Here is a 24,849-nt window from a genome sequence, read left to right on the forward strand (position 1 = left end):
CCGCGCTATCCACCGTATCGCGTATAGTACACCCACATCATTGACGCATGAAGCAGCCGGCCGCGACATCGCGACCGCCACGGAAGGAAGACGGATGCCCCGATCCGAGGAACTCGAGATATCGCGCCGCGGCGTGCTGGTCGGCGGGGCGGCGTCTGCCGCGGCGGCCGCGGTGCCCGCGGGCGTTGCCGCGCAAGCGCCGAAGGCTCCTGCCCCGGCGATCGCCAAGGTCGGGATGACGGTGAACGGCAAGCGCCACGATCTGTCGCTCGACACGCGCACGACGCTGCTCGACATGCTGCGCGAGAACCTGCAGCTCACCGGCACCAAGAAGGGCTGCGACCACGGCCAGTGCGGCGCATGCACCGTGCTGGTGAATGGCGAGCGGATCAATTCCTGCCTTAGCCTCGCGTTGATGCACGAGGGCGACAAGGTGACAACGATCGAAGGGCTCGGCACCCCCGACAAGCTCCACCCGATGCAGACCGCCTTCATCCGCCACGATGGCTACCAGTGCGGCTATTGTACGCCGGGTCAGATCTGCTCGGCGGTCGGCGTGCTCGACGAGATCAAGCGCGGCGTACCGAGCCACGCGCAGCGCGACGTCGCCACCGCGCCCGCGCTGTCGAACGGCGAGATCCGCGAGCGGATGAGCGGCAACATCTGTCGCTGCGGCGCCTATTCCAACATCCTCGAGGCGATCGAGGACGTCGCGGGGGTGCGCGCATGAAGCCCTTCACCTATCAGCGCGCCAAGACGCCGGCGGAAGCTGCGCGCGCCGTCGCCGCCAGCCCCGGCGCGAAGTTCATCGCCGGCGGCACCAACCTGCTCGATCTGATGAAGTTGCAGATCGAGACGCCAACGCACCTCGTCGACGTGCAGGATCTGAAGCTCGACCGGATCGATGCGACCGACGAGGGCGGGCTGCGGATCGGCGCGCTCGTCTCCAACACCGCGCTGGCGAGCGACGCGCGCGTGCGGCGCGACTATGGCGTGCTGACGCGGGCGATCGTCGCGGGTGCGTCGGGCCAGTTGCGCAACAAGGCGACCACTGCGGGCAACATCCTGCAGCGCACGCGCTGCCCCTATTTCTATGACACCGACCAGCCGTGCAACAAGCGCAAGCCGGGCTCGGGCTGCGCGGCGATCGGCGGCTATTCGCGCCAGCTAGGCGTGATCGGCACGTCGGACGCGTGCATCGCGACCTTCCCTGGCGACATGGCCGTCGCGCTGCGCGTGCTCGACGCGACCGTGCAAACGGTGAAGCCCGACGGCACAACGCGCGCGATCCCCTTCGCCGACTTCCATCGCCTGTGGGGCGACACGCCGCACATCGAAACTGCGCTCGAGCGCGGCGAGCTCATCACCGCGGTCACGCTCCCGAAGCCGATCGGCGGCCGGCATTTCTATCAGAAGGTGCGCGATCGCGCTTCCTACGCCTATGCGCTCGTCTCCGTCGCCGCGGTGATCCAGCCCGACGGCACCGGGCGGGTCGCGTTCGGCGGGGTCGCACCCAAACCCTGGCGCGTCGAGGCCGCGGAAGCAGCGATGCCGCAAGGCGCGCGCGCCGTGACGACACAGGCTTTCGCAGGCGCAAGGCCGACCGAGGACAATCGCTTCAAGCTGCCGCTGGCCGAGCGCACGCTCGCGTCGGTCATGGCCCAGGCAAAGGCGCAGGACGCATGAAATTCGAAACGCCCGCGGGGCAGAACCCGATCGATCAGCTGAAGGTCGTCGGCAAGCCGACCGATCGGATCGACGGCAAGTACAAGACTACCGGCACCGCGCCCTACGCCTATGAACGGCACGGCGTCGCGCCCAACCAGGCCTATGGCTATGTTGTCGGCGCGGCGATCGCGAAGGGCAGCATCACGCGGATGGATACCGCGGCGGCGAAGGCCGCGCCGGGTGTCTTGGCGGTGGTCTCGACGCTTGATTACCCCAAGCCGCTGCCGCTCAGCCAGTCGAACACCGCGCATCTGTTCGGCGGCGCGGGGGTCGAGCATTATCACCAGGCGATTGCGCTGGTCGTCGCCGAGACGTTCGAGCAGGCGCGCGCCGCCGCTGCGCTGATCCGCACCGATTACGCGCGCACCGCCGGCAAGTTTGATCTTGCCAAGGAAGCGCCCAACGCGCCGCTGAAAGGCGGCAGCAGCGACGAGGGATCGGCCGCGCCGCCGATCGATCGCGTCGGCGATTTCGCCAAGGCGTTCGCCGCCGCGCCGGTTAAGATCGACCAGACCTATACGACGTCGGACGAGAGCCACGCGATGATGGAGCCGCACGCCTCGATCGCGGCGTGGAGCGGCGACAAGCTCACCGTCTGGACGTCGAACCAGATGATCGCCTGGGGCAAGCGCGATCTCGCCAAGACGCTGTCGCTGCCCGAGGCCAACGTGCGCCTCGATTCGCCCTATGTCGGCGGCGGGTTCGGCGGCAAGCTGTTCATTCGCGCCGACGTCGTGCTGGCGGCGCTCGGCGCCAAGGCCGCCGGCCGGCCGGTCAAGGTCGCGCTGACGCGGCCGATGATGGCCAACAACACGACGCACCGTCCGGCAACGATCCAGCACGTCCGGCTCGGCGCGACGAAGGACGGCAAGCTCACCGCGATCGCGCACAGTTCGATCAGCGGCAATCTGCCCAAGGGCGATCCCGAGACCGCGGTGTCGCAGACCAAGCTGCTCTACGCCGCGCCCAACCGCGAGACCTACCTAAAGCTCGCGGTGCTAGACCTGCCCGAGGGCAATGCGATGCGTGCGCCGGGCGAGGCACCCGGGCTGATGGTGCTCGAGATGGCGATGGACGAGCTTGCCGAGAAGCTCGGCATGGATCCCGTCCAGCTGCGCATCGTCAACGACACGATGGTCGATCCCGAGAAGCCCGAGCGGCCGTTCTCGCAGCGGCATCTCGTCGAATGTCTGCGCACGGGCGCAGACCGTTTTGGCTGGTCGCGGCGCAATGCGAAGCCGGCGCAGGTGCGCGACGGCCGCTGGCTCGTCGGTATGGGCATGGCGGTCGGCTTCCGCAATTCGATGGTGATGAAGTCGGCGGCGCGCATCCGGCTGGAGCGTGACGGGCGCCTCACGGTCGAGACCGACATGACCGACATCGGCACCGGCACCTACACGATCTTGGCGCAGACCGCGGCGGAAATGATGGGCGTCGGGCTCGATCAGGTGACGGTGAAGCTCGGCGATTCGGACTTCCCCGCCTCAGCCGGCTCAGGTGGCCAGTGGGGGGCGAACAACTCGACCGCCGGACTCTACGCCGCCTGCACCAAGCTGCGCGAAACGGTGGCGCAGAAGCTTGGCTTCAACGCCGCCGACGTCACCTTCTCGGACGGCAAGGTCACCGCCGGCAACCGCTCGGTCGCGCTGCGTGATGCGGCGCGCGACGGCACGGTCGTTGCGGAAGAGGCGATCGAGTACGGCGATCTCGACAAGAAGTACCAGCAGTCGACCTTCGCCGCGCACTTCGTCGAGGCCGCAGTCGACGCCTATACCGGCGAAGCGCGCATCCGCCGCATGCTTGCGGTGTGCGATGCCGGCCGCATCCTCAATCCCAAGGCGGCGCGCAGCCAAGTGATCGGAGCAATGACGATGGGCGTCGGCTCCGCGCTGATCGAGGAGCTCGCGGTCGACAAGCGCTTCGGCTTCTTCGTCAACCATGATCTTGCGGGGTACGAGGTGCCCGTTCACGCCGACATCCCGCACCAGGAAGTGATCTTCCTCGACTATCCCGACGACAAGTCCTCGCCGATGAAGGCCAAAGGCGTCGGCGAACTCGGGCTATGCGGGGTCGGCGCGGCGATCGCCAACGCGATCTACAACGCGACCGGCGTACGGGTGCGCGACTATCCGATCACGCTCGACAAGCATCTCGCGGGGTTGCCGCAGGTCGCATGACGAAGCGCGGCTGCCGGCGCCAGCACGCCGGCGGCCTCCCGGAGGCCGGCGGTTAACGGTGTCTGTCACCCGTTATGACTCATCGGCGTTCGGATCGCGCGGGCGTCACGTGCTCGGTGCCACGCTGGTCGCCCGTCAGGCGTCAGGCAGTCGGGGCGGCCAGTATCGGCGTGCTGCCGACGAACCCGTCCGCGCCTGATCCCAGCGATCCGCAACCGTACGCCGTCCACGCCGCGGCGATGACCCCATGCCATCGCCGCGGTCGCTGGATCAGTCGGTGCTCGTGCCGACGCCAACCTGCGCCGGCCCGAACAGCGCGGCGTTGAACAGGAACTTGAACGAGGCGTAGGATTGGCCGCGCTGCGTCACTTCCGGCGCGAGCAGGTAGACGTGGCCGCGCCCGAGCGTCCCATCAACGACGGTAGCGGTGTCGTTGAGCGCCTTCTGCCCCCAAGCCCAGCCCGAGCGCAGCGGATCCTCGCTCGCGAACCACGAGACGCGGCGGACGCCCGGCTGCCCCGGCGTCAGCGCATAGGTCGGATTGTTATTGTAGAAGACGTCGAGCGTCTCGGGCACGCCATAAGCGAGCGGATCGGTCGGATCGACCTTCGCCTGGAGCACCGATCCGGGCACGTAGAATTTGGTGCCCGGCAGCGGCGTGCGCTTGCCCGACGCGTCGACGCTGGTCAGCGCATTGTACACCGGCAAGCCCATTTCGGGCCCGAGCCGCGTCGCATTGCCGACCGCGATCACCGTGCCTCCCGCCCGCGCGAACGAGGCGAGCTGCGGCACCGTCTTCTCCGACGTCACGCTGCCCAGCGCGGTGCGCCATTCGGCCGGCAGGTCGGCGGGATCGGGCTGCTTCTGCGGCGGCCGCCCCTCACGCCCGAGCACGTCGGACTGGACGACGATCACGTCGTACTTCCGCTCGAGCCCGCCCTTATCGAGCTCCTGCGGGAACACCTTGGTGTAGGGAAATTCGTACTTCTCGAAGATCCACCGGTTCCAGCCCGACGCCATCGACCCGCCATAGGTATCGACCAGCGCGATCCGCACCGGCTTCAGCTTGATCGTGTCGCCCGCGGGTTGCGCCGCGACGGCGTGCGCATCGATGCCGAGCGACTGAACGGCGGTGTCAACGATCCCCTTCGCCGCGCCGCCCGCCGGGATCCACAGCGCACCCGGCGCGAGCGCGTCGCCGTCGACCGTCACGCCCTGCTTCAACCAGTAGACCGGCACGCCGGCCTTGAGCAGGCGATTGGTGAGGATGAAGCTGTTGTTCGTCGCATGGTCGACGACATAGCCCGCCGAACCGTTGCCGATCACGCGGCCCGCGGGCGGCGTGGTGATGACGTCGGGCACGACCGGGAAGTGCGCCGGTGCTCCGTCAAGCAACCGATCGAACGTCACGTTCATCTGATAGGCGAGCGTATAGCCGGTGATGTCATACGGCCGGATCGGCGGGCCGCCGGGATAGGCGAAGTCCTGCGGGTGATCCTGCGGCTCGAACATGTCGAGCACGTGCGGGCGGAATGCCTGGTCCGAGCGAACGACGTACGACCCGGCGGCATAGCGCTTGCCGCCGTAGCTGAACGCCTGCGGCGCGCGCTCCACCTCGACGCCGTTCTTGATCAGCGAATTGAGGAAGGCGATCGTCGTCGGCATGTCCGCCTGCCGATCGGCCGGGATGACGAAGGCGCGCGGTGCGCGATATTTCGGATCCTGCAGCACCGTCTTGTAGAGCGAGGAGGGCGCGATATCGCGGCTGTTGTAGCCGGTGAGATCGTCGAGCGGGCTGCCGCCGCCGTCCTTCTTCATGCTGTCGGCGGCGGCCTTGGCGGCGTCAATCCGCTTGGGCGTCACGATCCAGCTGTCCGCGCTGCCCTTCTGGATCTGGTTACGCCCCATGACGTAGCGGTTGAACAGCACGGTTTCGCGGTTGCGCGACGCATAATCGAGGATCGCGCGCGACATTTCCTTCACGTAATCGATCGATTGCTGGAAATGCCACTGCTGCGGCGCGATCGGCATGTACGCGTCCTGCCCCGCGAGTTGCTTCGCGGGCACCAGCGGAATTTCCATCGGCGTCGGATTGCCGATGATCTCGGTCAGGATGCCGATCTGGTTGTGGAAATAGCCAACGGTGCGGATGCCGCCGTTGAACCACGTCGAATAGGGCGCGCCCGAGCGCGACACCGATCCAGCCTTGTTCTGCGACAGGAGCCGCTCGTGCATCGCGGTGCCCACAGCGTCGGTGCCGGCGATCACGAGGGGCTCGTTGTTGAAATTGTACGGATCGCGGAAGGGCGGGATGAAGACGACGGTGCCGACCGGCCCGGTCTGATGCTGGTTGTAGAGGATCTGCGGGAACCACTCGCGGTACGCGAGCCGGTTCATGTTGGTCGTCTCGGGCTGGTTCGAGGCGAAGCTGTCGCGGTTGTTATCGTGCCCGACGTACTTCTGGTACAGGACGGGGATCGTGTTGCTGTTGCGCTTGGTCTTGTCGGCGGGGCGCATGTACCAGTCGGCGACGAGATCGAGACCATCGGGGTTGGCGAAGACGTAGAGCGCGATCGTGTCGTCGAGGATTCGCGTCGTCTCCGCGTCGGTGCGCGTCAGCATCTCGTTGATCAGCTGGACGTGGCTCTGCGCGTTGACGACCTCGGTGGCGTGGAGCCCGGCGTCGATTAGCACCACCGCCTTGCCTTGCGCCGCCAACGCCTTCGCTTGCTCGTCGTTCAGCCCCTTCGCCAGCGCGAGCTGCTGCGAGATGCCGCGGTACCGATCGAGGTTGCGAATGTTCTCGGGCGAAGAGACGATCGCCATATACTGCTCGCGCCCCTCGGCGGTCTTGCCGATGCTGACGAGCTTCATCCGGTCGCTCTGCTGCGCCACCTGCTGCAGCCAGGCCGTGACCTGCTTGTAGTTGGCGAGGAAATAGTCGGAGCCGGGCTTCGCCTTGAACACCGTCGCCGGATCGGTGACGGTTCGGCTCTGCGCGACGCCGGTCGCCGCGCTCATCACCAGCGACAATCCGGTCGCCGTCAGCATCAATGCACGCATCGGATCTTCTCCCTTATTTCGCGTCGGCGAGCATCAGCACGGTGGCGAGACCGACCGCCATGCTGGCCACGTCCTTTTCCTTGTCGATCACCATCGCCTCTTCCAGCGAGTGCGCCCGCATCGTCTCGAACCCAGATCCCAGCGTCACCGCCGGGATGCCGAGGCTCATCGGGATGTTCGAATCGCTCGATCCGGCGCCGTAGCTCGGCGTGAAGCCGCTCGCCTTGGTGACGGCGGTGGCGATCTGCATGATATCGACGCTGTGGGCGGTCGATCCGACCGGCCGGTCGCCGACCTTCTTCGCCTCGTAAGCGATCTTGCCCTTGGCCGTGGAGCGCGCCGCATTCTCGGCGGCCACCGCAGGGGGCAGCAGCGCGAGGAACGCCTGCTCCTCGGCATCGAGCTCGGCCTTGCCTGGCGAGCGCATGTCGATCGTCATCGCAGTGGAGAAGGGGATCGAATTGACCGAGGTGCCGCCCTCGAGCAACCCGATATTGTACACCGTGCGCGGCTGCGCCGGCACCTTCATCTGCCCGAAGGCGACCATTGCATTGGCCATCGCATAGGCCGGGTTGACGATGCCGAAGTCACCGTTCGAATGGCCGCCGGGGCCGGTGAACGTCACCTTGTAACGCTTCGATCCGATCCCCGCGTCGGTAATGTCCCCCGCCCGGCCCGGCTCGAACGAAATGAAATACTTGATCCGATCCTTGAGCGGGCTTTTGGTGAAGAGGTAGCGGGTGCCGCGCAGATCGCCCGGCCCCTCTTCTCCAACGTTGCCCATGAAGACGATGTCAGCCTTGGTGGTGTAGTTCGCCGCCTTCATCGCGCGAATGAAAGCGAGGAGGACCGGCAGGCTGCACGTGTCGTCGCCGACGCCCGGCGCGTAGAGCATGTTGCCCTCGCGCCGCACCTTCACGTTGGTGCCCGCAGGAAACACGGTGTCGAGGTGCGCGGTGACGATGATCAGCGGGCCGCCGCCGCTACCCTTGCGAATGCCGTAGACGTTGCCCTCGGCATCGGTGGTGAGATCGCTCAGCCCCTCGGCGCGCAGCATCTCGAGGAACGCCGCACCGCGCGCGGTTTCCTTGAAGGGCGGAGCCTGGATCTCGGTAAGCTTGATGACGTCGGCCACGATCCGCTCGTGATCGGCGGCGAGCGACGCCTTGGCGGCGGCAAACTTGGGGCTGGCGAGCAACGCCTTGGCCGCCGCGTCACGGCTCTGCGCCGTGGCGAGCGCCGGCATTACGGCTGCGGCGAGCAGCGCCATCGTCATTCCCGTCTTCAACATCGCGACCCCCCTGATGATCATATTGGTTCGGCGCGTACGGCTCTCTCGACGGAGCACGATCCGCGGCCGGCTTCGGTGCCGCCCCTCCTCCGCCATGCTATCGCTTTACCGCAATAGCGCGAGTCCTTAAGTTGCCCAGCAGCCTGTTCAAATGTTCGGCGAGACATAACAATCGGTTATGCACGCACGTTTGTTGCGCGCTATCACCGATGGCGATCAGTGCTGCTGGGCGGCGATGCCGCCGCCACACTGCATCGGCATGCTGCCATCCGCCGCGCTTTCGATAAGATCGCGCTTCAGATCGATGAAGCTGCGCGCGAGGCGGGAGAGCGGATGGGCGGCGAGGTGATGGACCGAGAGGTCGAACGTCATCACCGGATTGATCGGACGGAAGTGGAGATCGTCGTCGACGAACGCCTGTGCGGTGAACTCGTCGACGATCGCGATGCCGGCGCAGCTTCGCGCCAGCGCCGCCGCGATATACACCGATCTGACCGAGATTGCCGGGCGGCCGCCGGTCGCCGCCGACACGATCGGCCCGACGATCTCCGCAATCGCGACGCTCGGCGCGAGGCCGATCACCTCGTGCCGCCGCAACTGGTCGAACGGGATCGCCGCCTGGTCACTTGGCAGCATGCCGTCGCAGAACAGCGCACCGACGCGGCCCGAGCCAAGCGGCACCGACGCGATCTCAGGCTCGGTCGAGGTGTGATGGCCGATCACGAAATCGCACTCGCGCCGCATCAGTGCCTCGCGCGCCGCGTCGTTGTGGACCGCCGCGACATCGAACGTGACGAGCGGCCATTGCCGCCGGAACCGGGCGATCGCCACCGGCGTCGTGCGCAGTGCGAGCGAGGGCAGGACGCCGAGCCGGATATGGCCTTCGGAGGTGGACCGCAGATTCCGCGCGGCGCGCTGGAAGGTGTCGATCCGGCTGTGCAGATCGTCGACCTCGCGGAACAGGATATGTGCCTCGTCCGTCGGCGTCAGCCGCCCGCGCACCAGCGTGAACAGCGCGAAGCCAAGCCGAGTCTCGGCATGTTTGACGATCTTGCTCACTGACGGTTGCGACACGTTGAGCAGGCGCGAGGCACCGCTGATCGAGCCGACCGAATAGACGGCGTGGAACACCTCGATATGGCGCAGATTCATTCGCGACCCCCCGGTACTTTTCCCGTCCCTCCCCCAAGGGCGAATCTTTTATGACAGGACGATAACACGCCAGCACCGCCTGCCAAGCCGCTTTGCGGGCCGCTCTCGCGTGCGCGCGAGCGCGGGGTTTCCCTATCCACCCGGGCGCGGGCGCCTGTTCTATAATCTCCGCTTGCAACGCGCGATTGCATTTGGCTGATCCGCGCAAGAACTTTCTGCTGCAAATGCGAAATCGATAACGAATGCGGCTTGCGGCACGCGCGTCTCCTGTGGTTACTTGATAACGCGACCCCGGGGTCGTCGAGCTTCCCAACGTGTGGACAAGGCAATGGCCGCTCAATCCTTTCCATTGCGGCAGCGCGGGTTGGTGCGATTCGTCGGCCTTTGCCTGCCCGCAATCATGCTCGCCGGCTGCGACGCCGCGGCGCCGTCAAAGCCCAAGTCGCTGCCGCTGGTAACGGTGGCGCGCCCCGCGACGCGCCATTTCGTCGATCAGGTCGAGGCGGTCGGCACCGCGCGTGCCAACGAGCAGGTGACCTTGTCATCGCCGGTGACCGAGCGGATCGAGCGGGTGAGCTTCACCGACGGCGGCTTCGTGCGCCGAGGCCAGGTGATCGCGGTCCTGGCGCAGGCGCAGGAACGCGCGGCGCTCGCCGGGGCACTTGCCGCCGAGCGCCAGGCGTCGGCGCAGTTCGGCCGCATGAGCGCGTTGAACGATCGCGGCTTCGTCACCCCGGCGACGCTCGACCAGCAGCGCGCGCTGGCGCAGCGCGCGCGCGCCGACGCCGATACGGCCCGCGCGCAGATCACCGATCGCATTGTTCGCGCGCCCTTTTCCGGCTTCGCCTCGCAGCGGCTGATCTCGCAGGGGACGATCATCTCCGCCGGTGCGCCGATCGCAACGATCAGCGACGTGTCGCGGATCAAGCTCGATTTCACCGTGCCCGAAACGGCGATCGCCACACTGCACATCGGCGAGCGCGTCAACGCGCGCGCCGCGGCCTATCCCGATGCGATCTTCACCGGCACGATCAGTTCGATCGATCCGGTGATCGATCCGACGACGCGCGCCGCCAGCGTCCGCGCGATCCTGCCCAATCCCGGCAACCGGCTGAAGCCCGGCATGCTGCTCACCGTCAGCGTCGTGACGGGGGAACGCGACGCGGCGGCGGTGCCCGAACTCGCCGTTCTCGGCGACGGGGCGGATCGCTACGTCTTCACGATCGGCGCCGACAACGTGGCCAAGCGCACCAAGGTGACCACCGGGATGCGCGACGGCGGCTATATCGAGGTAACGGGCGTCGCGCCGGATGCGCGGGTCATCACCGAGGGCGTCGTAAAGGTGAGTGACGGCGTCAAAGTCAAAGTCGGCAGCGGCGAAGATAAGGCCGAAGCGGCAGCAAGTATTTCCGCCGCAGCACGCGTGCCCCGCGCATGATGCTGTCGGATCTCTCGGTCCGCCGACCGATCGTGGCGGCGGTCGGCGCGATCCTGATCGTCATCGTCGGCATCGTCGCCTTCCTCAACCTTTCCGTCCGCGAATTTCCCGAAATCGATCCGCCCGTCGTGTCGGTGTCGACCAACTATATCGGCGCCGCCGCCGCGGTGGTGGAGAGCCGCGTCACCCAACCGCTCGAGGAGCGACTCGCCGGCGTCGAGGGGATCGAGACGATCTCGTCACGCTCGACCGACGGCCGCTCGGAGATCACGATCGAATTCCGCCCGACGCGCGACGTCGACGCCGCGGCGAACGACGTGCGCGATCGCGTGTCGGGCGCGCTCGCCGATCTGCCCGACGAGGCGCTGCCGCCCGAGGTACGCAAGGTCGATGCCGACGCACAGGCGATCATGTACGTCGTGGTGCAAGCGCCGACGTGGAACAAGATCGACCTGTCCGACTATGTCGAGCGCTTCCTGGTCGATCGTTTCTCGACGATCGACGGCGTCGCGCAGGTGCAGTTCACCGGCCAGGCGCGCCCGTCGATGCGCGTGTGGCTCGATCTCGGGCGGCTCGCCGCCTATCGTCTGACACCGCGCGACGTGGAGGATGCACTGCGGCGGCAGAATGTCGAGCTGCCGGCGGGGCGGATCGAATCGTCGGCGCAGAACGTGTCGCTGCGCGTCGATCGCGCCTTCGCCAGCCCAGACACGTTCCGCAGCCTGGTGATCGGCCGCGGCGGCGACGGCTATCTCGTCCGCCTGGGGGATATCGCCAAGGTCGAGCGGGGGCCGGAAAACCCCTATACCGCCTTCCGTTTCCGGCAGCAGACCGCCTTGGGGCTCGGCATCATCCGCCAGTCGGGCGCGAACACGCTGGAGGTCGCCAACAACGTCAAGGCGCTGGTTGCGACGCTCCAGCCCGATCTGCCGGCGGGCGTGTCGCTGACGCTCGGCTCCGACAATTCATTGTTCATCGATCGCGCGATCAGCGAGGTGTGGCGCACGCTGGGCGAGGCGGTGGTCCTCGTCGTGATCGTGATCTTCCTGTTCCTTGGCAGCTGGCGCGCGACGCTGATCCCGACGATCACCGTGCCGATCTGCCTGCTGGGCACGTTCGCGGTACTGTGGGCGTTCGGCTATTCGATCAACCTGCTGACACTGCTTGCGCTGGTGCTGGCGATCGGCCTCGTCGTCGACGACGCGATCGTCGTGCTGGAGAATATCCATCACCGCATTGTCGGCGGGGAAAGCCCACTCGTCGCCGCCTATCGTGGCACGCGCGAGGTTGGTTTCGCGGTGGTCGCGACGACCGCCGTCGTCTGCGCGGTGTTCGTGCCGGTCATGTTCATCACCGGCCAGACCGGGCTTCTGTTCCGCGAACTGGCAGTGGCGATGATCGCAGCGATCGCGATCTCGGGCGTCCTCGCGCTCAGCCTGGTGCCGATGCTGTCGTCGAAGCTACTGCGGCACGGCGAAAGCGGGCGGCTCGCCCGCACGATCGAGCGCGGCTTCGGTCGTCTTGAGCGTGGCTATGGCGGCGCATTGGATCGTGCGCTGGCGCATCCCTTGCCGGTGCTCGGCGGCGTGGCGCTGTTCCTCGCCGGCTGCGGCTTTCTCTTCACGCAATTGTCGGCCGAGCTGGTGCCGCCCGAGGACACCGGCGTGGTCGAGGTACGCGTCAATGCGCCGGAAGGCACGAGCTTCGCCGAGCTCGACCGCTACGCCCTTCAGGTCGAGCAGAAGGTCGCCGTGCTGATGACCGACGACGGGCCGATCCGCGGGTTCAACTCGCGCCTGCCGCTCGTCAACGGCCTGTCGGAGGATTTCAACGCGTCGAGCATGAGCGTCTTCCTCAAGCCGTGGGAGCAGCGCGAGGCGACGTCGCAGGAGGTCGCGCGCAAGGTGACGGCTGCGCTGCAGGACGTGCCGGGCATCCGCGGCAACGCCAACGTCCGCTCCTCGCTGGGGCGCGGGCGCGGCCAGCCGGTGGCGTTCGTCATCGCCGGCGCGACCTACGCCGATCTCGCCCGCGCGCGCGACCGCATCCTCGCCGCCGCGCGCGACAATCCCGGCCTCGTCAACCTCGACGCGGACTACGTCGAATCGAAGCCGCAGCTGCTGATCGACGTCGACGCCAATCGCGCCGGCGATCTCGGCGTCTCGGTCGATGACGTCAGCCAGGCGTTGCAGACGGTGATGGGATCGCGCCGCGTGTCGACCTACGTCGACCGCGGCGAGGAATATCGCGTCATGGTGCAAGCCGGCGTCGGCGATCGCGACAGCGAGGCGCGGCTGGCGAGCGTCTACGTCCGCTCGCGCTCCGGCGAGCTCGTGCCCCTGTCGAACCTCGTCAACATGCGCGAGGCGGCGTCGGCGCGCGAGCTAGGCCGCTTCAACAAGATGCGCGCGATCACGCTGCAAGGGGGCCTCGCGCCCGGCTACTCGCTCGGCGAAGCGCTCACCTTCCTCGAGGATCAGGCACGCCGATCCCCCGAGGTGCAGGCGATCGGCTATCGCGGTGAGAGCCAGTCGCTGAAGCAGACGGGTAATGCGATCTGGCTGGTGTTCGGGTTGACCGTGGTCATCATCTACCTGCTGCTCGCCGCGCAGTTCGAAAGCTTCGTCCATCCCGCGGTAATCATCGCCACCGTGCCACTGGCGGCGGGCGGCGGGGTGATCGGGCTATGGCTCGCTGGGATGACGCTCAACCTGTTTAGCCAGATCGGCATCGTCATGCTCGTCGGGCTCGCGGCGAAGAACGGCATCCTGATCGTCGAATATGCCAATCAACTGCGCGACGACGGGCAAGCGCTTGCCCCCGCGATCCGCGAGGCGGCGATTCGCCGGCTGCGCCCGATCCTGATGACGTCGATCGCCACCGTGTTCGGCGCGGTGCCGCTGGCGCTCAGCCACGGCGCGGGCGCCGGCGCGCGCGGGGCGATCGGCGTGGTGATCGTCGCCGGCGTGTCGATCGCGACCGCGATCACGCTGTTCCTGATCCCCGTGCTCTATCGCCTGCTCGCCCGCCGCGCCGCCTCGCCGCACATCATCGCGCGCCGCCTCGCCGCGGAGATGACGCCGGCGCACTCGGCCTGATACCGGTTACGGGCGCGCTTCCCCGACCGTTCCGCAGTCAGCCCGCGCGATCGCGCCGCACCAGCCGCATCGCCGCTTGCGCGAGCAGGCCGAGGCTGAGCGCCGAGGCGGCTAGCGAGGCGAGCCCGGCGCCGATCACCTCGAACGTCGGCATCAGCAACACGACGCCCAGGAAAAGAACTGCCACGCTGGCGGCGCGGATGCGCAGCGCCTGCGCCGCGTGGCCGGTGCCGAGCAGCACCGGCTCGAACCCGACCGCCATGATATCGAGCCCAGCGGCGATGCCGAGCAGGACCAGGACGGGATAGGCGCCGAGATAACTCTTGCCCGCGATCAGCAGCAGCGCCGGCTGGCCGAGCAGCGGCACGAGCAGGCACGTCGCTAGGCCGACTGCGATCGCGAGCCGCGATGACTGACGCACCAGCGTCGCCAGCCCGCCGTTGGCCTTACTCGTCCCGGCGCGCGTCATCTCGGGAAAGACGCCGCGCGCGAACATGTCGGACAGGCGCACCAGTGCCTGGCTCAGCTGGTACGCCAGCCGGTAATTGCCCGCCGCCGCGGCGCCGGTGAACAGCCCGACCAGCACCACCACGAACTGCCGGCTGGCTGCGTTCAGCGTCGAATTGAGATTGGTGACGAGCGCGAAATTCCATAGCCCTGCGTTCTCGCGCGGGGCATCGAGGGTGTCGCGCCAGCGCCGCAGGACGCCGGGGGCAGCGCGCGTCGCGCTGATCCAATAGGCAAGCGTCGTCAGCACCTCCGCCGCCGCCCAGGCGAGCAGGAATCCGAGCAGGTCAGCCCCCTGCCACGCCGCGATTGAAGCGCCCAGGAAGCGCGCGATCGGCGTCACGGCATCCGCCCCCGCGCCGATCGCGAAACGATCGAACAGCCGCAGAATGCCGACCGCGGTCGATCGCACCGCGATCAGCAGGATGATTGAGAAGGCGAACGCCTCATTTGTCAGCGTGTCCGACCATCCGAAATGGCGCTGCATCAGCACCAGCGCGACGAACGCGATGCCGATACCGATCGCCGCCCCCGCAAGATCGAGCGCGAGGCAGAAGCGGATCAGCCGGGCGAGCGCGTCCGGCCGTTCCGCCTCGCGGTGCGCCATGCCGTACCGGACGACGATCTGCCACGTCTGGAAACCGACGAATGCCACAACCGCCTGCGCGGTGCTGAGGATCAACGTGAACTGGCCGAAGCCCTCGACGCCGAGCGATCGCGTCGCCAGCGCAAGGTAGACGATGCTCAGCACCGCGCCCACGCCCTTGCCCGTCAGCAGCCAGCCGACGTTGCGCAGCGCGCGCCCAAACGGGGTCGTGGCCGCCGCCGGGGCCTTCAACGTCTTTCTTCCACCGGTAAGCGCCTTAGAGGGGGAGCCGTATGCGCATCGCCTTTCTCTATATCGCAGAAGCCTATCAGTGCTACCACGGCGCTGCGATCGCGCTGGAAATCACGCGGCGTACGGGCTGGCCGGTGGTCAGCTACCATAACGATCCCGAGACGCCGCATCACCTCGATCGCATCGCCGCCGCGTGGGGCGCGGCGCCGGGCGAGCAGCGCCGCCTGCGCCGCACGCCGCTGACGCGCGGGCTGCAGCGCCTGAAGCGGCTTGGCATGTTCAAGGATCTGGTGATGCGCGACAACCTGGCCGAGCTGGACGGCTATGACGCGATCTTCGCGGTCGAGAATACCGTCGCGGCGCTGCGCCGGCTTGGCGCGCATCGGCCCAAGCTGATCTACAGCCCGCACGGCTTCGGCGACCGGGCGCGCGGCTTCATCCCGCGGATCGCGACGTTCGACTATGTGTTGCTGGCGGGCGAGAAGACGGCAGCGCGGATGCTGTCGCTGGGGCTGATTCGCGCCGGCGACTATGCGCTGACCGGCTCGGTCAAGCTCGACACGGCCGAGCGCATCGCCAGCGCCACCACGCTGCCGTTCGACGCGCCCCGCCCCGTCGTGCTGTACAATGCGCACAAGGAACCCCGGCTGACGTCGTGGCATCGCTTCGTCGAGCCGATGCTCGCCGGCTTCGCAGCCGATCGATCGATGAACCTGCTTGTCGCGCCGCACGTCAAGCTACTGCGGCGGCGCTCCGCCGCGTTCCGTGCGGCATGGGCGGCGCGGAGCACCGGCAACGTCCTGGTCGACCCCGGCTCCGATCGTTCGGTCGACATGAGCTACGCGGCGGCGGCCGACATCTACGTCGGCGACGTGAGCAGCCAAGTCTACGAATTCCTCGCCCGCCCGCGCCCTTGCGTCTTCCTCAACGCGCATCGGATCGACTGGCGCGACGATCCGAGCTTCGCGCACTGGCATCTCGGCGACGTCGTCGATGATCCTGCCGATCTGATGCGCGCGATCCACGCCGCGCCCGCACGCCACGCGCTGTATCGCGCGCGGCAGGAGGCGATGGTGGCGGCGAGCCTGGGCGATACCAGCCCCGGCGCCGCGGCGCGTGCGGCCGACGCGATCGTCGCATTTCTCCGGCGAGAGGGGCGTGCGGCATGAAGGTCGGCTTCCTGTTCAATCACGATGCCCTGCACCAGATCCGCCACACCGCGCCTATTATCGCCGAAATCGTCCGTTACCTGCAGGTCGAGGCGGTTGTGCTCACCTCGTCGCAGGTGCAGGAGGATCATGTCCGGGCATTGATCGGCGATGCGGCGCGATCGGTCACGTTCGTCCGCATTGCCGTCACGCCGCTGGTCGCCGCACTCGATCGCGCACTGCGCTTTGTGGCGCCGTTCCGCCGCGTCGCGACGCTGCGCCAGAATGCCGCCGCCTTCACCGATCTCGACGTGCTCGTCGTACCCGAGACGACCTCGCTGCTGCTGCGCGAGCGGTACGGCGTGACGCGGCCCAAGTTCGTCTGGATCCCGCACGGCGCCGGCGACCGCTCGGTCGGCTTCCGCGACGTCGCGCGCGGCTTCGATCTCGTGCTGCTGTCGGGCGAGAAGGTGCGCGACCGGATGCTCGCGGCCGGCATCATCAGCCCGGACAATCACGCGATCGTCGGCTATCCCAAATTCGACACGATCGATGCCGCCGCGGCGCCGCGCCTGTTCGCCGATCGACGGCCGATCGTGTTGTATAACCCGCATTTCGATCCGAAGCTCTCGTCGTGGTACACGATGGGGCGGCCGGTGCTTGACTGGTTCGCGGTGCAGGATCGCTTCAATCTCATCGTCGCGCCGCACGTCATGCTGGCACAGCGCCGGCTGCACGCCTCGGTCGAGCATCGGCTAATCCGCTGGCGGCGCGAGTTCGAGGATCGCTATCGCGACCTGCCGCACATGCTGATCGACATGGGCAGCGAGCGGTCGATCGACATGACCTACACGCGCGCCGCCGACATCTACCTCGGCGATGCGAGCAGCCAGATCTACGAATGGATCGCCCGGCCGCGCCCGGCGGTGTTCCTCAACGCGAGCCGAGCCGACTGGCGCGGCGACGCGAACTTCGCTCACTGGCAGCTGGGCGAAGTGATCGACGACGCGGCCGAGCTTGCCGGCGCGCTCGACCGCGCGGGGCGCCGACCCGATGCCTATCGCGCGGCGCAGGAGGCGGCGTTCGCGGCGACCTTCTCGCGCACCGACGAGCCGGCGTCACGACGTGCAGCGGCGGCGATCGTCGCACGGTTCGGCTAGCGCCAGTCCGCGATCTGCCACCCGCGTGTGTATGCCAGCGCGCGGAGCGGCGGATGCGGATCGACCGCCACCGCCTCGTCGACCCAATCGAACGTCGCCGCGTCGGTCACATGGTCCGAATAGAAGCGGATATGGGTCGTCTGCCGTTCGAAGCCGTTTCGGTCGAGCCAGCCCGCAAGCATCGCCTGCTTCGCCGGCCCGTAGCAGTTCGGCCCGGCGAGCCGTGGCAGGATGTTCCCGCCGGCATCGCGCCGTGCCTCGGTAGCGACCAGATCGCTGACGCCGAGCCGCCGGGCGATCGCCGCCGCATAGAAACGATGAGCCGCCGTCGCAATGACGACCCGTCGCCCCGCTGCGCGGTCGGCGGCAAGCTGCGCCAATGCTCCCGGCCGGACGTACCGCGCGACCAGCCACCCCGCAAAGGCATCTGCCAACGCTTCGGCGTCCCGCGGGGAGAGTGACGGGCCGAGCAGCAGACGATGCATCGTCTCCTTCAACCGATCGCGATCGATCACGCCCAGCGCGCGCAGCAGAGCAGCGACGCCGACCGCCGGCAATAGCGCCAGCCGCCAGCGCGTCGATCGCCACGCGGCGAAAAGCAGGAACGGCGTCCACGTCGGCAGTGCGGTGATGGTCCGGTCGAGATCGTAAATCGCCAGCCGGACGGAAGCGGCGGCGCTCACCGGACGAGCGTGCGGACCAGGTCGAGGTCGGCAGGCTTGTCGACGTCGACTGCCGCCAGGCCAAAGGGCGATTCGACGATCGCCGCCTTGATCCCCGCTCGCGCCCCGATCCGCGCCACCGCCTCGGCCAGCGTCAGCCGCCGCAGCAGGTAGCGCATCAGCATGCCGGGCCCGAGCCGGACGACGATCCGCCATGGCCGCTTGCGATCGCGCTCCACCTCCTGCCACAGCGCCAGCGCCGCCGCGGCACGCGGGCTCGCGAGCAGGAACAGATTGCATCCCGACCAGTCGCCGTCGGCGAAGTGCAGCCACGTCCGCTTGGTCGCGGGCGCGTCACGCTCGACGATCTCGCGCCGTGCGAGCAGGATGCTGACGTCCGCGTCGCGTGGCGCGCGATCGAGGAACGCGGTGATCCATTCGGGCTGCAGCAGTGCGTGGTCGGCGGTAGTGACGAGCATCGGCGCGCCGCCCGCCGCAAAACCTGCCGCTGCACTGGCGCTCGGCCCCGCCGCGGGGGCGAGACGCTCGAGCCCGAGTCGGCGGACCTCGTCCGCCACCGGGCCTGCCGCGGCGCTCACCAGCACGCGTGCCACGTCGGCGCCGCGCAGTGCGCCGGCAACGCGCGCGAGCAGCGTCTCGCCGCCAAGCGCGATCAGCGCCTTGTGCGGCACGCCGGCATAGGCGGCGACGGGATCGACCCCGCCGCGCGAACCCGCGAGAATCAGGGCCGACGGCGTCATCGCGAGGTTCGGCGGAACACGGTCCACAGCACGCCTGGGCCGGCGAGCACCGGATGCTTCTCGCGCCACGGCGTCAACTGCACACGTACGCCTGTGTGCCGCTCGATCTTCCACACGCCGTAGCGCGCCGCGCCATCAAAGGTGAACGCCGCCTTCGCCAGTCGCGCGACGTTGAGCGGGCGGCCCCAGCGTGCGCGCGCGCGCCATGCCCCCAGCCACCGGCGGCGCTGCGCGTCCGCGATCGACGGCGCCAACACGTCACCCTCGCGATCAAACGCGATACCGTCCGCGGCCCAGGCGAGCGGCAGCAGCGCGCGATACCGATCGGGCGCGTGGGCGATGATCTGCGTTTCACGGCCGGGCGCTTCCACCCGCAATTCGGCGCGATAGGTTTGCCGGAAGAGCGCTGTCCAGAAGTCGAGCGCCGCGCCACGCCGGGGCCCAAGCGCCGCGGCGAACCGAGCGGCCGTCCGGATCGCAGCGGCGACCGATCGCTCGACGCGCCGCCTTATCGTCGTATCGGCGGCCCACAGCAGCGCGCTTGGCTGCGCGAACCGGCCCCAGACGGTCGTGTCGATCAGGCCACCGCCCGCAGCACGTTCGAACGTATCGAGCGGCATGGCCGCGACCTTCGCGCGGATCGTCGCGCCGTCGACGACGATTTCATGATAGCTGACGTCGGGCCACAGGTACCGCACGCCCAATCGGCGCAGGACCGAGCCGCGCGGCGCGCCGGTCAGCACGTAGAAATCGAGGATGTCGCCCAGCGCCTGCGTACGGAGCACCGATCCGTAGAACAGCACCGCCACGCCATCGAGCCGCGCGGCCAGCGTGCTCGCCACATCGCGCACTTGTGACGGCACGTCGCGCGCGAGATCGCGGGCGACGAACGCGGTCAGATCGTCGGCCATCGATCGATCAGGGAACGATGAAATCGATCGCCCGGCCGCGCGCGAGCGTCAGCCGCGAGCCGGGATATTGCTCGCCGTCGAGGATGAAGCCCGCGGACAGCGACAACGTGAGCCGCGTGAAATCGCGCCGGTGGTAGCCGAGTCGCTCGAGCCACGCCGCCTCCGATCCGGCAAGCACCGCCGGAAAACTCGTCAGCAGCTGCCGCGGCGGTGCATCGACACCTAGCACCTTCAGCCCGTCGCGCACTGCGCCAAACGGCTTAATGCCGAGCGGCAGCCGCTCGAGCGTCGAGGCGAGCAGCAGGTACAGGTCTTGCTCGATCGTTCGACCGTCCTCGAGTTCGATGCCGACGGGCACGCCGCGCCGCCACGGATTGTCGCGGCCGGCGAACAGCGTCTGCGCAATCGCGCCGAGCAGCGACATGCCGACCGCCAGCCCCTTGAAGGCACCGAGGCGATGCGTCTGCTGCGCCAGGGCGGTCGCTTTGACGAAGGCACCTGCGCCGAAGATGAACCCGCTGAGCGAAGGCGCATCCTCGCCCTCGCGCGTGATCTCGATCGGCGTTCGTCGCACGATCCGTCCGGTATTCGCCGCCGCGATCGCGTCGTGCACCGTCCAGTCAGACGGTACGCCGACGTCGAGCGCGAGCGCGTTGGTCTTGCCTGAAGGAACCAGCGCAATCGGCGGCAGACCGGCGGGGAAATAGGCCTGCGCCGCGCTCAGCGTGTCGCGGATCGTGCCGTCGCCGCCGTCGATCACCAGAAGGTCGATCCCGGTGGTCGCGAAGCGGGCGAGCGCGCGCGAGAGGTCGACCATCGTGTTTGGCGCGGCCCAATCGAGCTGCGGCGACACTGCGGGCAGCATCCGCTCACTGGCGAGGTTGCGGTGCGCGCGCTGGTTGAGGATCACGCCGACCCGCAGACTGTGCGGCGCCGCCAGTCGCGCCCGCCGCTCCACCGCTTCGTTGCGCACGCGCGGAGACAGGGCGCCCGCATCGAAGCGCAGCGCACCTGCCAACGGCGATTCAACGAGGCTCGATGGCTTCAAGGACGCAACCTTTCATCAGCCGGCAACACCGGAGTAATACACTTGTTCTCGCCACATGGTTGCTGATTGAGGCAAAATTGGGGGAGCGCGGCGACAGATGCGACGGATGCCGCTTTTCAAATCCGGCGCGACGCACGCCGCGATCAGTCGTCGAGCTTCGCCCCCGTCCAGCCTGGCAGGCTGATCGTCAGCTGGAACGAGAGCGCATGATCCATCTGCGCGCGCGATCCGCCCGCAGCGAAGCGATACTGGTTGAGATAGCCGATGTCGGCGCTGACCCGTTTTCCGAACGGCACGACGAAACCAACGATGTTGCGCATCCGCTCATAGCCGCGGCGCTGCCCCCAGGCGGTCGAATTGGGCAGGATGAAGCTCTCGTGGCTGACGAACATCGCCAGCCCCTTGCGGCCGAGGCGGTGATTGTAGCGCACCAGCGGACGGATACGAAAACCGATCTCGTCGCCACGCGGGTGGAAGCGCTCGTCGATGCGGAAGCGCGTGGTGAACGGGCCGAAGGTGCCGACAACGTGCTGACGCAGGCGATCCTCGTCATCGGCGGAGTTGCCATTATGCGCGCCGACCTTGCGGAACCCGATACCGAGTTCGATCTGGTCGCTCGCGCGATAGCCCACAATCCCGCCGAATTCGGTCTGGAACAGGCCGCCGGCGCGGTCGCCGAAGCGTGCGATCTGTTCAAGCGTCACGCGGACGCGATCGGCGACGGGAACGTGGGTGTTAATCTGCAGCCACAATTGCTCGTCCTGTTGCTGCGCGGCGGCCGGATTGGCTAAGGTGGCACCAACCGCCACAAGCGGCAGGGCAATCGGTTGGATGCGGCGGGACATCGCGCGCCGATAGGCGCCTGTCAGCGAACTGTCATGATCGGTGTGCGGGATCGATACGCTCGTCGGCATAGTGTTTGATGCGCATTCGCAACAATGGGACACAATTGCTCCCCGCCTTGTTCATGACGCATGTCGAGGAAACGAGAAGCTGGCGACCGCATCGTCGCCGTCGGGTTGCTGACCCAGGCGGACGTCGATTCGCTTGGCGGCCGGCTGTCGCGACTATATCCGGTGACGGACGACGATAGTTTCGACGATCTGCTCCGCGCGCTGGATCAGATCCCGCATCACGTGAAGGACACCCCCGCCGTGCGCGATCGGTGAGAGCGTACCGGCTGCGCGTCGCTCAGCTGAGGCTGGCGCGCTGCCAGGCGAGGACCGTCACGTAGGTGCGCCCCGATTTCGACACTTCAGGCTCGGTTTCCAGGACGATCCGGTCGGCATCGATCACCTTCACAATCCGCGTGAAGCTGGTGCCGACCCGCGTCGGTACCGAACTGAACGCGATGTCGTGGTGGACGCGATCACCCTCGCGCCGCCACGTGCCGGCGTAGGCGAAGAATTCGGTGAAGCTGTCCGCGGTCGTGTCGCCGCGCGCTGCCCAGGCCGGATCCATCAGGAACGCCGACATGCGGCCGTCGGCGGTATATTGCAGCTGGCCCGACGGCGGATCGCCAAAGGTGCGCGTTTCTTCGCCATCGCGCATGTTGACGCACGAAAGCAGCGACCAGGCGCCGAGCAGATCGACCATCGATCGTCCTTCATAGTATAGGGGCGGCGCCGGACGCCGCCCCGGGGGTCGGAAAATGCCCCCGCGATCAGGCGGGAACGGCTTCCTTGCGCTTCTTGCGGACGATCGTCTGCGCGTTGGTATATTCGAGCAGGCCTTCGATCCCGCCTTCGACGCCGACGCCCGACTGTTTCATGCCGCCGAACGCCGCCATCGGCGACAGATGCTGCGTCTCGTTGACCCAAACCGTGCCGCTGGCGATACGCTGCGCGATCTCGAACGCCTTGTCCTCGTCATTGCCCCAGACGGAGCCGCCGAGGCCGTAATCGGTCGCATTGGCGCGCGCGACGACGTCGTCCAAATCGTCGAACTTGAGCAGCGGCAGCACGGGGCCGAACTGCTCCTCCTGCACGATCCGCGCGTCCTCCGGCGGATTGTCGAGGATCGTCACCGGCACGAAATATCCCGGCACGTCGGCCTTCTCGCCGCCGACCAGGAACTTGTAGCCCTTGTCCTTGGCATCCTGGATCAGCTCGAGCACGCGGGCATATTGCTGCTTGTTGTTGATCGGGCCGATCTGCGTGCCCTGCTCCGATCCGTCGCCGACCTTCACCGTCTTGGCATAAGCGACCAGCGCATCGCGCAGCTGATCGTAGATGTCCTTGTGGACGTACATCCGCTTGGTCGCGATGCAGATCTGGCCGTTGTTGCGGAACGCCGCCCAGAACAGCTCCTCGGCAACCTTTTCGACATCGACGTCGGGCATCACGATCGCGGCGTCGTTACCGCCGAGCTCCAGCGTCACGCGCTTCAGCGTCGGCGCGGCGGACTGCATCACGCGCTTGCCGGTGGCGGTCGATCCGGTGAAGCTGATCTTGTCGAAGCCGGGGTGGCTCGTCATCCACGGCCCCAGATCGTCGCCGCCGGTGACGATGTTGAGCACGCCGGGCGGCAGCAGCTCGGCGGCCAGCTCGCCGAACTTGAGCGTCGACAAGGGCGTGAACGGCGACGGCTTCAGCACCATCGTATTGCCCGCCAGCAGCGCCGGACCGACCTTGAACATCGCCAGGATCATGGGGAAGTTCCACGGCGCGATCGCCCCGACGACGCCCAGCGGCACGTGGCGCGTTTCGCTGTAGCGATCGTCCGAATCCTCGTTCACCGTCACCGGAAGGTCGAGCTGCGACGCCGCCATCAGCCAGTAACCCGCGCCCATCACTTCGCCCTGCGCCTCGGCATGCGGCTTGCCCTGTTCGGTGGTCAGCAGCCGCATCAGCGGATCGGCATTGGCCATGATCGCCTGGCCGAGCGCGGCAAGCTTCGCCTTGCGCTCCGCGATCGGCGTCGCCGACCAGGCGGGGAACGCCTTGCGCGCGGCGTCGATCGCGCGGTCGAGGTCTTCACGCGTCGCATCCGGTACGCGCGCAATCACCTCCTCGTTGGCAGGATTGACGACATCGAGCGTCGCCGAGCCGGTCACCAGCTCGCCGCCGATCAGCATGCGGTAATCGTTTTGGAAGTCCATCGATCGCTCTCCAGGCCTGTTATCGCAGTCACCATAACAGCTGTTACGCGATCCGCGCTACTGGTCCGATGGCTCGTCGCGCTTTGCTCCGTCGAGCAGGCGTGCCTGCCGCTCGGCGTCCTTCGTCGTAGCCTCACGCTCCGCCTTGGTGCGGCCGAAGGCGACACGGTTCGCCGCCGCGGTATCTGCCGCCGCCTGCCGCGCGCGGGCCTTGCGCGCGCGGCGCAGGTTGATCACCTCACCCATGCGCGCCGCGCCGCACGTCAGGGACGGACTTCGCGCGCGATGCCGTCGAGCAGGCCATTGACGAAGCCCGCCTCGCGCCGCTCGTAGAAGGCGTGCGCCACGTCGACGTACTCGCTGATTACCGCACCCTTAGGCACGTCGACGCGCGAGAGAAGCTCATAGGTGCCGGCGCGCAGGATCGCCTTCATCGGCTTGTCGAGCCGCTCCAGCGTCCAGCCGCTGGCGAGCCGGCCCTCGATCAATTTGTCGATCTCGCCCGCTCGGGCATGCGCGCCGGTGACGAGATCGTCGAAGAAGGCGACATCCGCTTCGGCATATTCGACGTCCTCGATCGTCGCACCGATGCGATGATGATGAAATTCGTGGAGGAGCGCAGTGATCGGCGTCCCCTCCATCTCATATTGGTAGAGTGCCTGGGTGGCGGCGAGACGCGCGGCAGCGCGCGCCTTGGTACGGGCAGCGGTACGGGACATGGTCGCGGGCTTTACGCCGCCGGCGCGGGTTGGGCCAGTCCCCGCGCG

General features: G+C 67.7%; 21 protein-coding genes. 8 read left to right on the plus strand and 13 right to left on the minus strand.

Annotation, left to right across the window (positions count from 1 at the left end):
* Positions 1-94: 94 nt before the first annotated feature.
* Genes paoA through paoC form a run of 3 tightly spaced genes read left to right on the plus strand, consistent with a single transcriptional unit; the run spans position 95 to position 3,905 of the window.
* A complete protein-coding gene (gene paoA / locus B7L05_RS04055; RefSeq protein WP_085808910.1) occupies positions 95-730 on the plus strand; it encodes an aldehyde dehydrogenase iron-sulfur subunit PaoA in 636 nt (211 codons plus the stop codon).
* Entirely contained in the window at positions 727-1,686 is a 960-nt protein-coding gene (locus B7L05_RS04060; protein WP_085808911.1) for a xanthine dehydrogenase family protein subunit M, read from the plus strand. The genes paoA and B7L05_RS04060 overlap by 4 nt, the downstream gene beginning before the upstream one ends.
* A complete protein-coding gene (gene paoC, locus B7L05_RS04065) occupies positions 1,683-3,905 on the plus strand; it encodes an aldehyde oxidoreductase molybdenum-binding subunit PaoC (protein WP_085808912.1) in 2,223 nt (740 codons plus the stop codon). Before B7L05_RS04060 ends, paoC begins: the two co-directional genes overlap by 4 nt.
* 270 nt (positions 3,906-4,175) lie before the next feature.
* Here the strand turns inward: paoC and B7L05_RS04070 are convergent, their stop codons facing one another.
* From B7L05_RS04070 to B7L05_RS04080, 3 genes are all read right to left on the minus strand, one after another.
* A complete protein-coding gene (locus B7L05_RS04070; protein WP_085808913.1) occupies positions 4,176-6,968 on the minus strand; it encodes a M14 metallopeptidase family protein in 2,793 nt (930 codons plus the stop codon).
* 13 nt (positions 6,969-6,981) lie between these two features.
* Positions 6,982-8,259, minus strand: a complete 1,278-nt coding sequence (locus tag B7L05_RS04075; protein ID WP_144037117.1) for a M20/M25/M40 family metallo-hydrolase — start codon at positions 8,257-8,259, stop codon at positions 6,982-6,984.
* A 216-nt stretch (positions 8,260-8,475) separates the two neighbouring features.
* Entirely contained in the window at positions 8,476-9,411 is a 936-nt protein-coding gene (locus B7L05_RS04080) for a LysR family transcriptional regulator (protein WP_085808914.1), read from the minus strand.
* A 328-nt stretch (positions 9,412-9,739) separates the two neighbouring features.
* On the opposite strand from B7L05_RS04080, the gene B7L05_RS04085 reads away from it, so the two are divergent.
* Together B7L05_RS04085 and B7L05_RS04090 are read left to right on the plus strand one after the other, a co-directional pair.
* Complete coding sequence (locus B7L05_RS04085) at positions 9,740-10,849, plus strand: efflux RND transporter periplasmic adaptor subunit (RefSeq protein WP_085808915.1); 1,110 nt, start codon at positions 9,740-9,742, stop codon at positions 10,847-10,849.
* Positions 10,846-13,947, plus strand: coding sequence for an efflux RND transporter permease subunit (locus B7L05_RS04090; protein WP_085808916.1), 3,102 nt, complete (start codon positions 10,846-10,848; stop codon positions 13,945-13,947). Before B7L05_RS04085 ends, B7L05_RS04090 begins: the two co-directional genes overlap by 4 nt.
* Before the next feature lie 37 nt (positions 13,948-13,984).
* Here the strand turns inward: B7L05_RS04090 and B7L05_RS04095 are convergent, their stop codons facing one another.
* Entirely contained in the window at positions 13,985-15,292 is a 1,308-nt protein-coding gene (locus B7L05_RS04095; RefSeq protein ID WP_179187112.1) for a lipopolysaccharide biosynthesis protein, read from the minus strand.
* Between the two features lie 41 nt (positions 15,293-15,333).
* Here B7L05_RS04095 and B7L05_RS04100 point away from each other — a divergent pair, with 41 nt between their 5' ends.
* Positions 15,334-16,461, plus strand: a complete 1,128-nt coding sequence (locus B7L05_RS04100) for a hypothetical protein (protein WP_085808918.1) — start codon at positions 15,334-15,336, stop codon at positions 16,459-16,461.
* Positions 16,458-17,600, plus strand: coding sequence for a hypothetical protein (locus B7L05_RS04105; RefSeq protein ID WP_085808919.1), 1,143 nt, complete (start codon positions 16,458-16,460; stop codon positions 17,598-17,600). Before B7L05_RS04100 ends, B7L05_RS04105 begins: the two co-directional genes overlap by 4 nt.
* Here the strand turns inward: B7L05_RS04105 and B7L05_RS04110 are convergent.
* The 5 genes from B7L05_RS04110 to B7L05_RS04130 form a co-directional block, all read right to left on the minus strand.
* Positions 17,597-18,283, minus strand: coding sequence for an HAD family phosphatase (locus tag B7L05_RS04110; RefSeq protein ID WP_085808920.1), 687 nt, complete (start codon positions 18,281-18,283; stop codon positions 17,597-17,599). The two genes, B7L05_RS04105 and B7L05_RS04110, sit on opposite strands and share 4 nt — an antisense overlap.
* Complete coding sequence (locus B7L05_RS04115; RefSeq protein WP_085809095.1) at positions 18,280-19,023, minus strand: NTP transferase domain-containing protein; 744 nt, start codon at positions 19,021-19,023, stop codon at positions 18,280-18,282. The genes B7L05_RS04110 and B7L05_RS04115 overlap by 4 nt, the downstream gene beginning before the upstream one ends.
* Positions 19,020-19,934 (minus strand): hypothetical protein, encoded by a 915-nt coding sequence (locus tag B7L05_RS04120; RefSeq protein ID WP_085808921.1) that lies wholly within the window; start codon positions 19,932-19,934, stop codon positions 19,020-19,022. Before B7L05_RS04120 ends, B7L05_RS04115 begins: the two co-directional genes overlap by 4 nt.
* A 7-nt stretch (positions 19,935-19,941) precedes the next feature.
* Positions 19,942-20,982 (minus strand): diacylglycerol kinase family protein, encoded by a 1,041-nt coding sequence (locus B7L05_RS04125; protein ID WP_144037118.1) that lies wholly within the window; start codon positions 20,980-20,982, stop codon positions 19,942-19,944.
* A gap of 143 nt (positions 20,983-21,125) precedes the next feature.
* On the minus strand, positions 21,126-21,827 hold the full coding sequence (locus B7L05_RS04130; RefSeq protein WP_085809096.1) for a DUF2490 domain-containing protein: 702 nt from the start codon (positions 21,825-21,827) through the stop codon (positions 21,126-21,128).
* A 129-nt stretch (positions 21,828-21,956) separates the two neighbouring features.
* On the opposite strand from B7L05_RS04130, the gene B7L05_RS04135 reads away from it, so the two are divergent.
* A complete protein-coding gene (locus B7L05_RS04135; protein ID WP_085808923.1) occupies positions 21,957-22,151 on the plus strand; it encodes a hypothetical protein in 195 nt (64 codons plus the stop codon).
* Positions 22,152-22,173: 22 nt separating this feature from the next.
* On the opposite strand, the gene B7L05_RS04140 is transcribed toward B7L05_RS04135, so the two are convergent.
* The 4 genes from B7L05_RS04140 to nusB all read right to left on the minus strand — a co-directional run bounded on the left by B7L05_RS04140 (position 22,174) and on the right by nusB (position 24,801).
* On the minus strand, positions 22,174-22,578 hold the full coding sequence (locus B7L05_RS04140) for a lipocalin-like domain-containing protein (RefSeq protein ID WP_085808924.1): 405 nt from the start codon (positions 22,576-22,578) through the stop codon (positions 22,174-22,176).
* 67 nt (positions 22,579-22,645) lie between these two features.
* On the minus strand, positions 22,646-24,082 hold the full coding sequence (locus tag B7L05_RS04145; protein WP_085808925.1) for an aldehyde dehydrogenase family protein: 1,437 nt from the start codon (positions 24,080-24,082) through the stop codon (positions 22,646-22,648).
* A gap of 57 nt (positions 24,083-24,139) precedes the next feature.
* Complete coding sequence (locus B7L05_RS04150; protein WP_085808926.1) at positions 24,140-24,328, minus strand: DUF4169 family protein; 189 nt, start codon at positions 24,326-24,328, stop codon at positions 24,140-24,142.
* A gap of 17 nt (positions 24,329-24,345) precedes the next feature.
* Positions 24,346-24,801: a transcription antitermination factor NusB gene (gene nusB, locus B7L05_RS04155; RefSeq protein WP_085808927.1), complete on the minus strand. Its 456-nt coding sequence runs from the start codon at positions 24,799-24,801 to the stop codon at positions 24,346-24,348.
* Positions 24,802-24,849 lie beyond the last annotated feature (48 nt).

This window comes from Sphingomonas sp. TZW2008, from assembly GCF_002117915.1.
Classification (GTDB): Bacteria; Pseudomonadota; Alphaproteobacteria; order Sphingomonadales; family Sphingomonadaceae; genus Sphingomonas.

What these genes read in the sequence shown, in the direction of transcription:
- paoA (WP_085808910.1), top strand. Translation starts at nt 95, where the DNA reads ATGCCCCGATCCGAGGAACTCGAGATATCGCGCCGCGGCGTGCTGGTC.
- B7L05_RS04060 (WP_085808911.1), top strand. Translation starts at nt 727, where the DNA reads ATGAAGCCCTTCACCTATCAGCGCGCCAAGACGCCGGCGGAAGCTGCG.
- paoC (WP_085808912.1), top strand. Translation starts at nt 1,683, where the DNA reads ATGAAATTCGAAACGCCCGCGGGGCAGAACCCGATCGATCAGCTGAAG.
- B7L05_RS04070 (WP_085808913.1), bottom strand. Translation starts at nt 6,968, where the DNA reads ATGCGTGCATTGATGCTGACGGCGACCGGATTGTCGCTGGTGATGAGC.
- B7L05_RS04075 (WP_144037117.1), bottom strand. Translation starts at nt 8,259, where the DNA reads ATGTTGAAGACGGGAATGACGATGGCGCTGCTCGCCGCAGCCGTAATG.
- B7L05_RS04080 (WP_085808914.1), bottom strand. Translation starts at nt 9,411, where the DNA reads ATGAATCTGCGCCATATCGAGGTGTTCCACGCCGTCTATTCGGTCGGC.
- B7L05_RS04085 (WP_085808915.1), top strand. Translation starts at nt 9,740, where the DNA reads ATGGCCGCTCAATCCTTTCCATTGCGGCAGCGCGGGTTGGTGCGATTC.
- B7L05_RS04090 (WP_085808916.1), top strand. Translation starts at nt 10,846, where the DNA reads ATGATGCTGTCGGATCTCTCGGTCCGCCGACCGATCGTGGCGGCGGTC.
- B7L05_RS04100 (WP_085808918.1), top strand. Translation starts at nt 15,334, where the DNA reads ATGCGCATCGCCTTTCTCTATATCGCAGAAGCCTATCAGTGCTACCAC.
- B7L05_RS04105 (WP_085808919.1), top strand. Translation starts at nt 16,458, where the DNA reads ATGAAGGTCGGCTTCCTGTTCAATCACGATGCCCTGCACCAGATCCGC.
- B7L05_RS04115 (WP_085809095.1), bottom strand. Translation starts at nt 19,023, where the DNA reads ATGACGCCGTCGGCCCTGATTCTCGCGGGTTCGCGCGGCGGGGTCGAT.
- B7L05_RS04120 (WP_085808921.1), bottom strand. Translation starts at nt 19,934, where the DNA reads ATGGCCGACGATCTGACCGCGTTCGTCGCCCGCGATCTCGCGCGCGAC.
- B7L05_RS04130 (WP_085809096.1), bottom strand. Translation starts at nt 21,827, where the DNA reads ATGTCCCGCCGCATCCAACCGATTGCCCTGCCGCTTGTGGCGGTTGGT.
- B7L05_RS04135 (WP_085808923.1), top strand. Translation starts at nt 21,957, where the DNA reads ATGTCGAGGAAACGAGAAGCTGGCGACCGCATCGTCGCCGTCGGGTTG.
- B7L05_RS04140 (WP_085808924.1), bottom strand. Translation starts at nt 22,578, where the DNA reads ATGGTCGATCTGCTCGGCGCCTGGTCGCTGCTTTCGTGCGTCAACATG.
- B7L05_RS04145 (WP_085808925.1), bottom strand. Translation starts at nt 24,082, where the DNA reads ATGGACTTCCAAAACGATTACCGCATGCTGATCGGCGGCGAGCTGGTG.
- B7L05_RS04150 (WP_085808926.1), bottom strand. Translation starts at nt 24,328, where the DNA reads ATGGGTGAGGTGATCAACCTGCGCCGCGCGCGCAAGGCCCGCGCGCGG.
- nusB (WP_085808927.1), bottom strand. Translation starts at nt 24,801, where the DNA reads ATGTCCCGTACCGCTGCCCGTACCAAGGCGCGCGCTGCCGCGCGTCTC.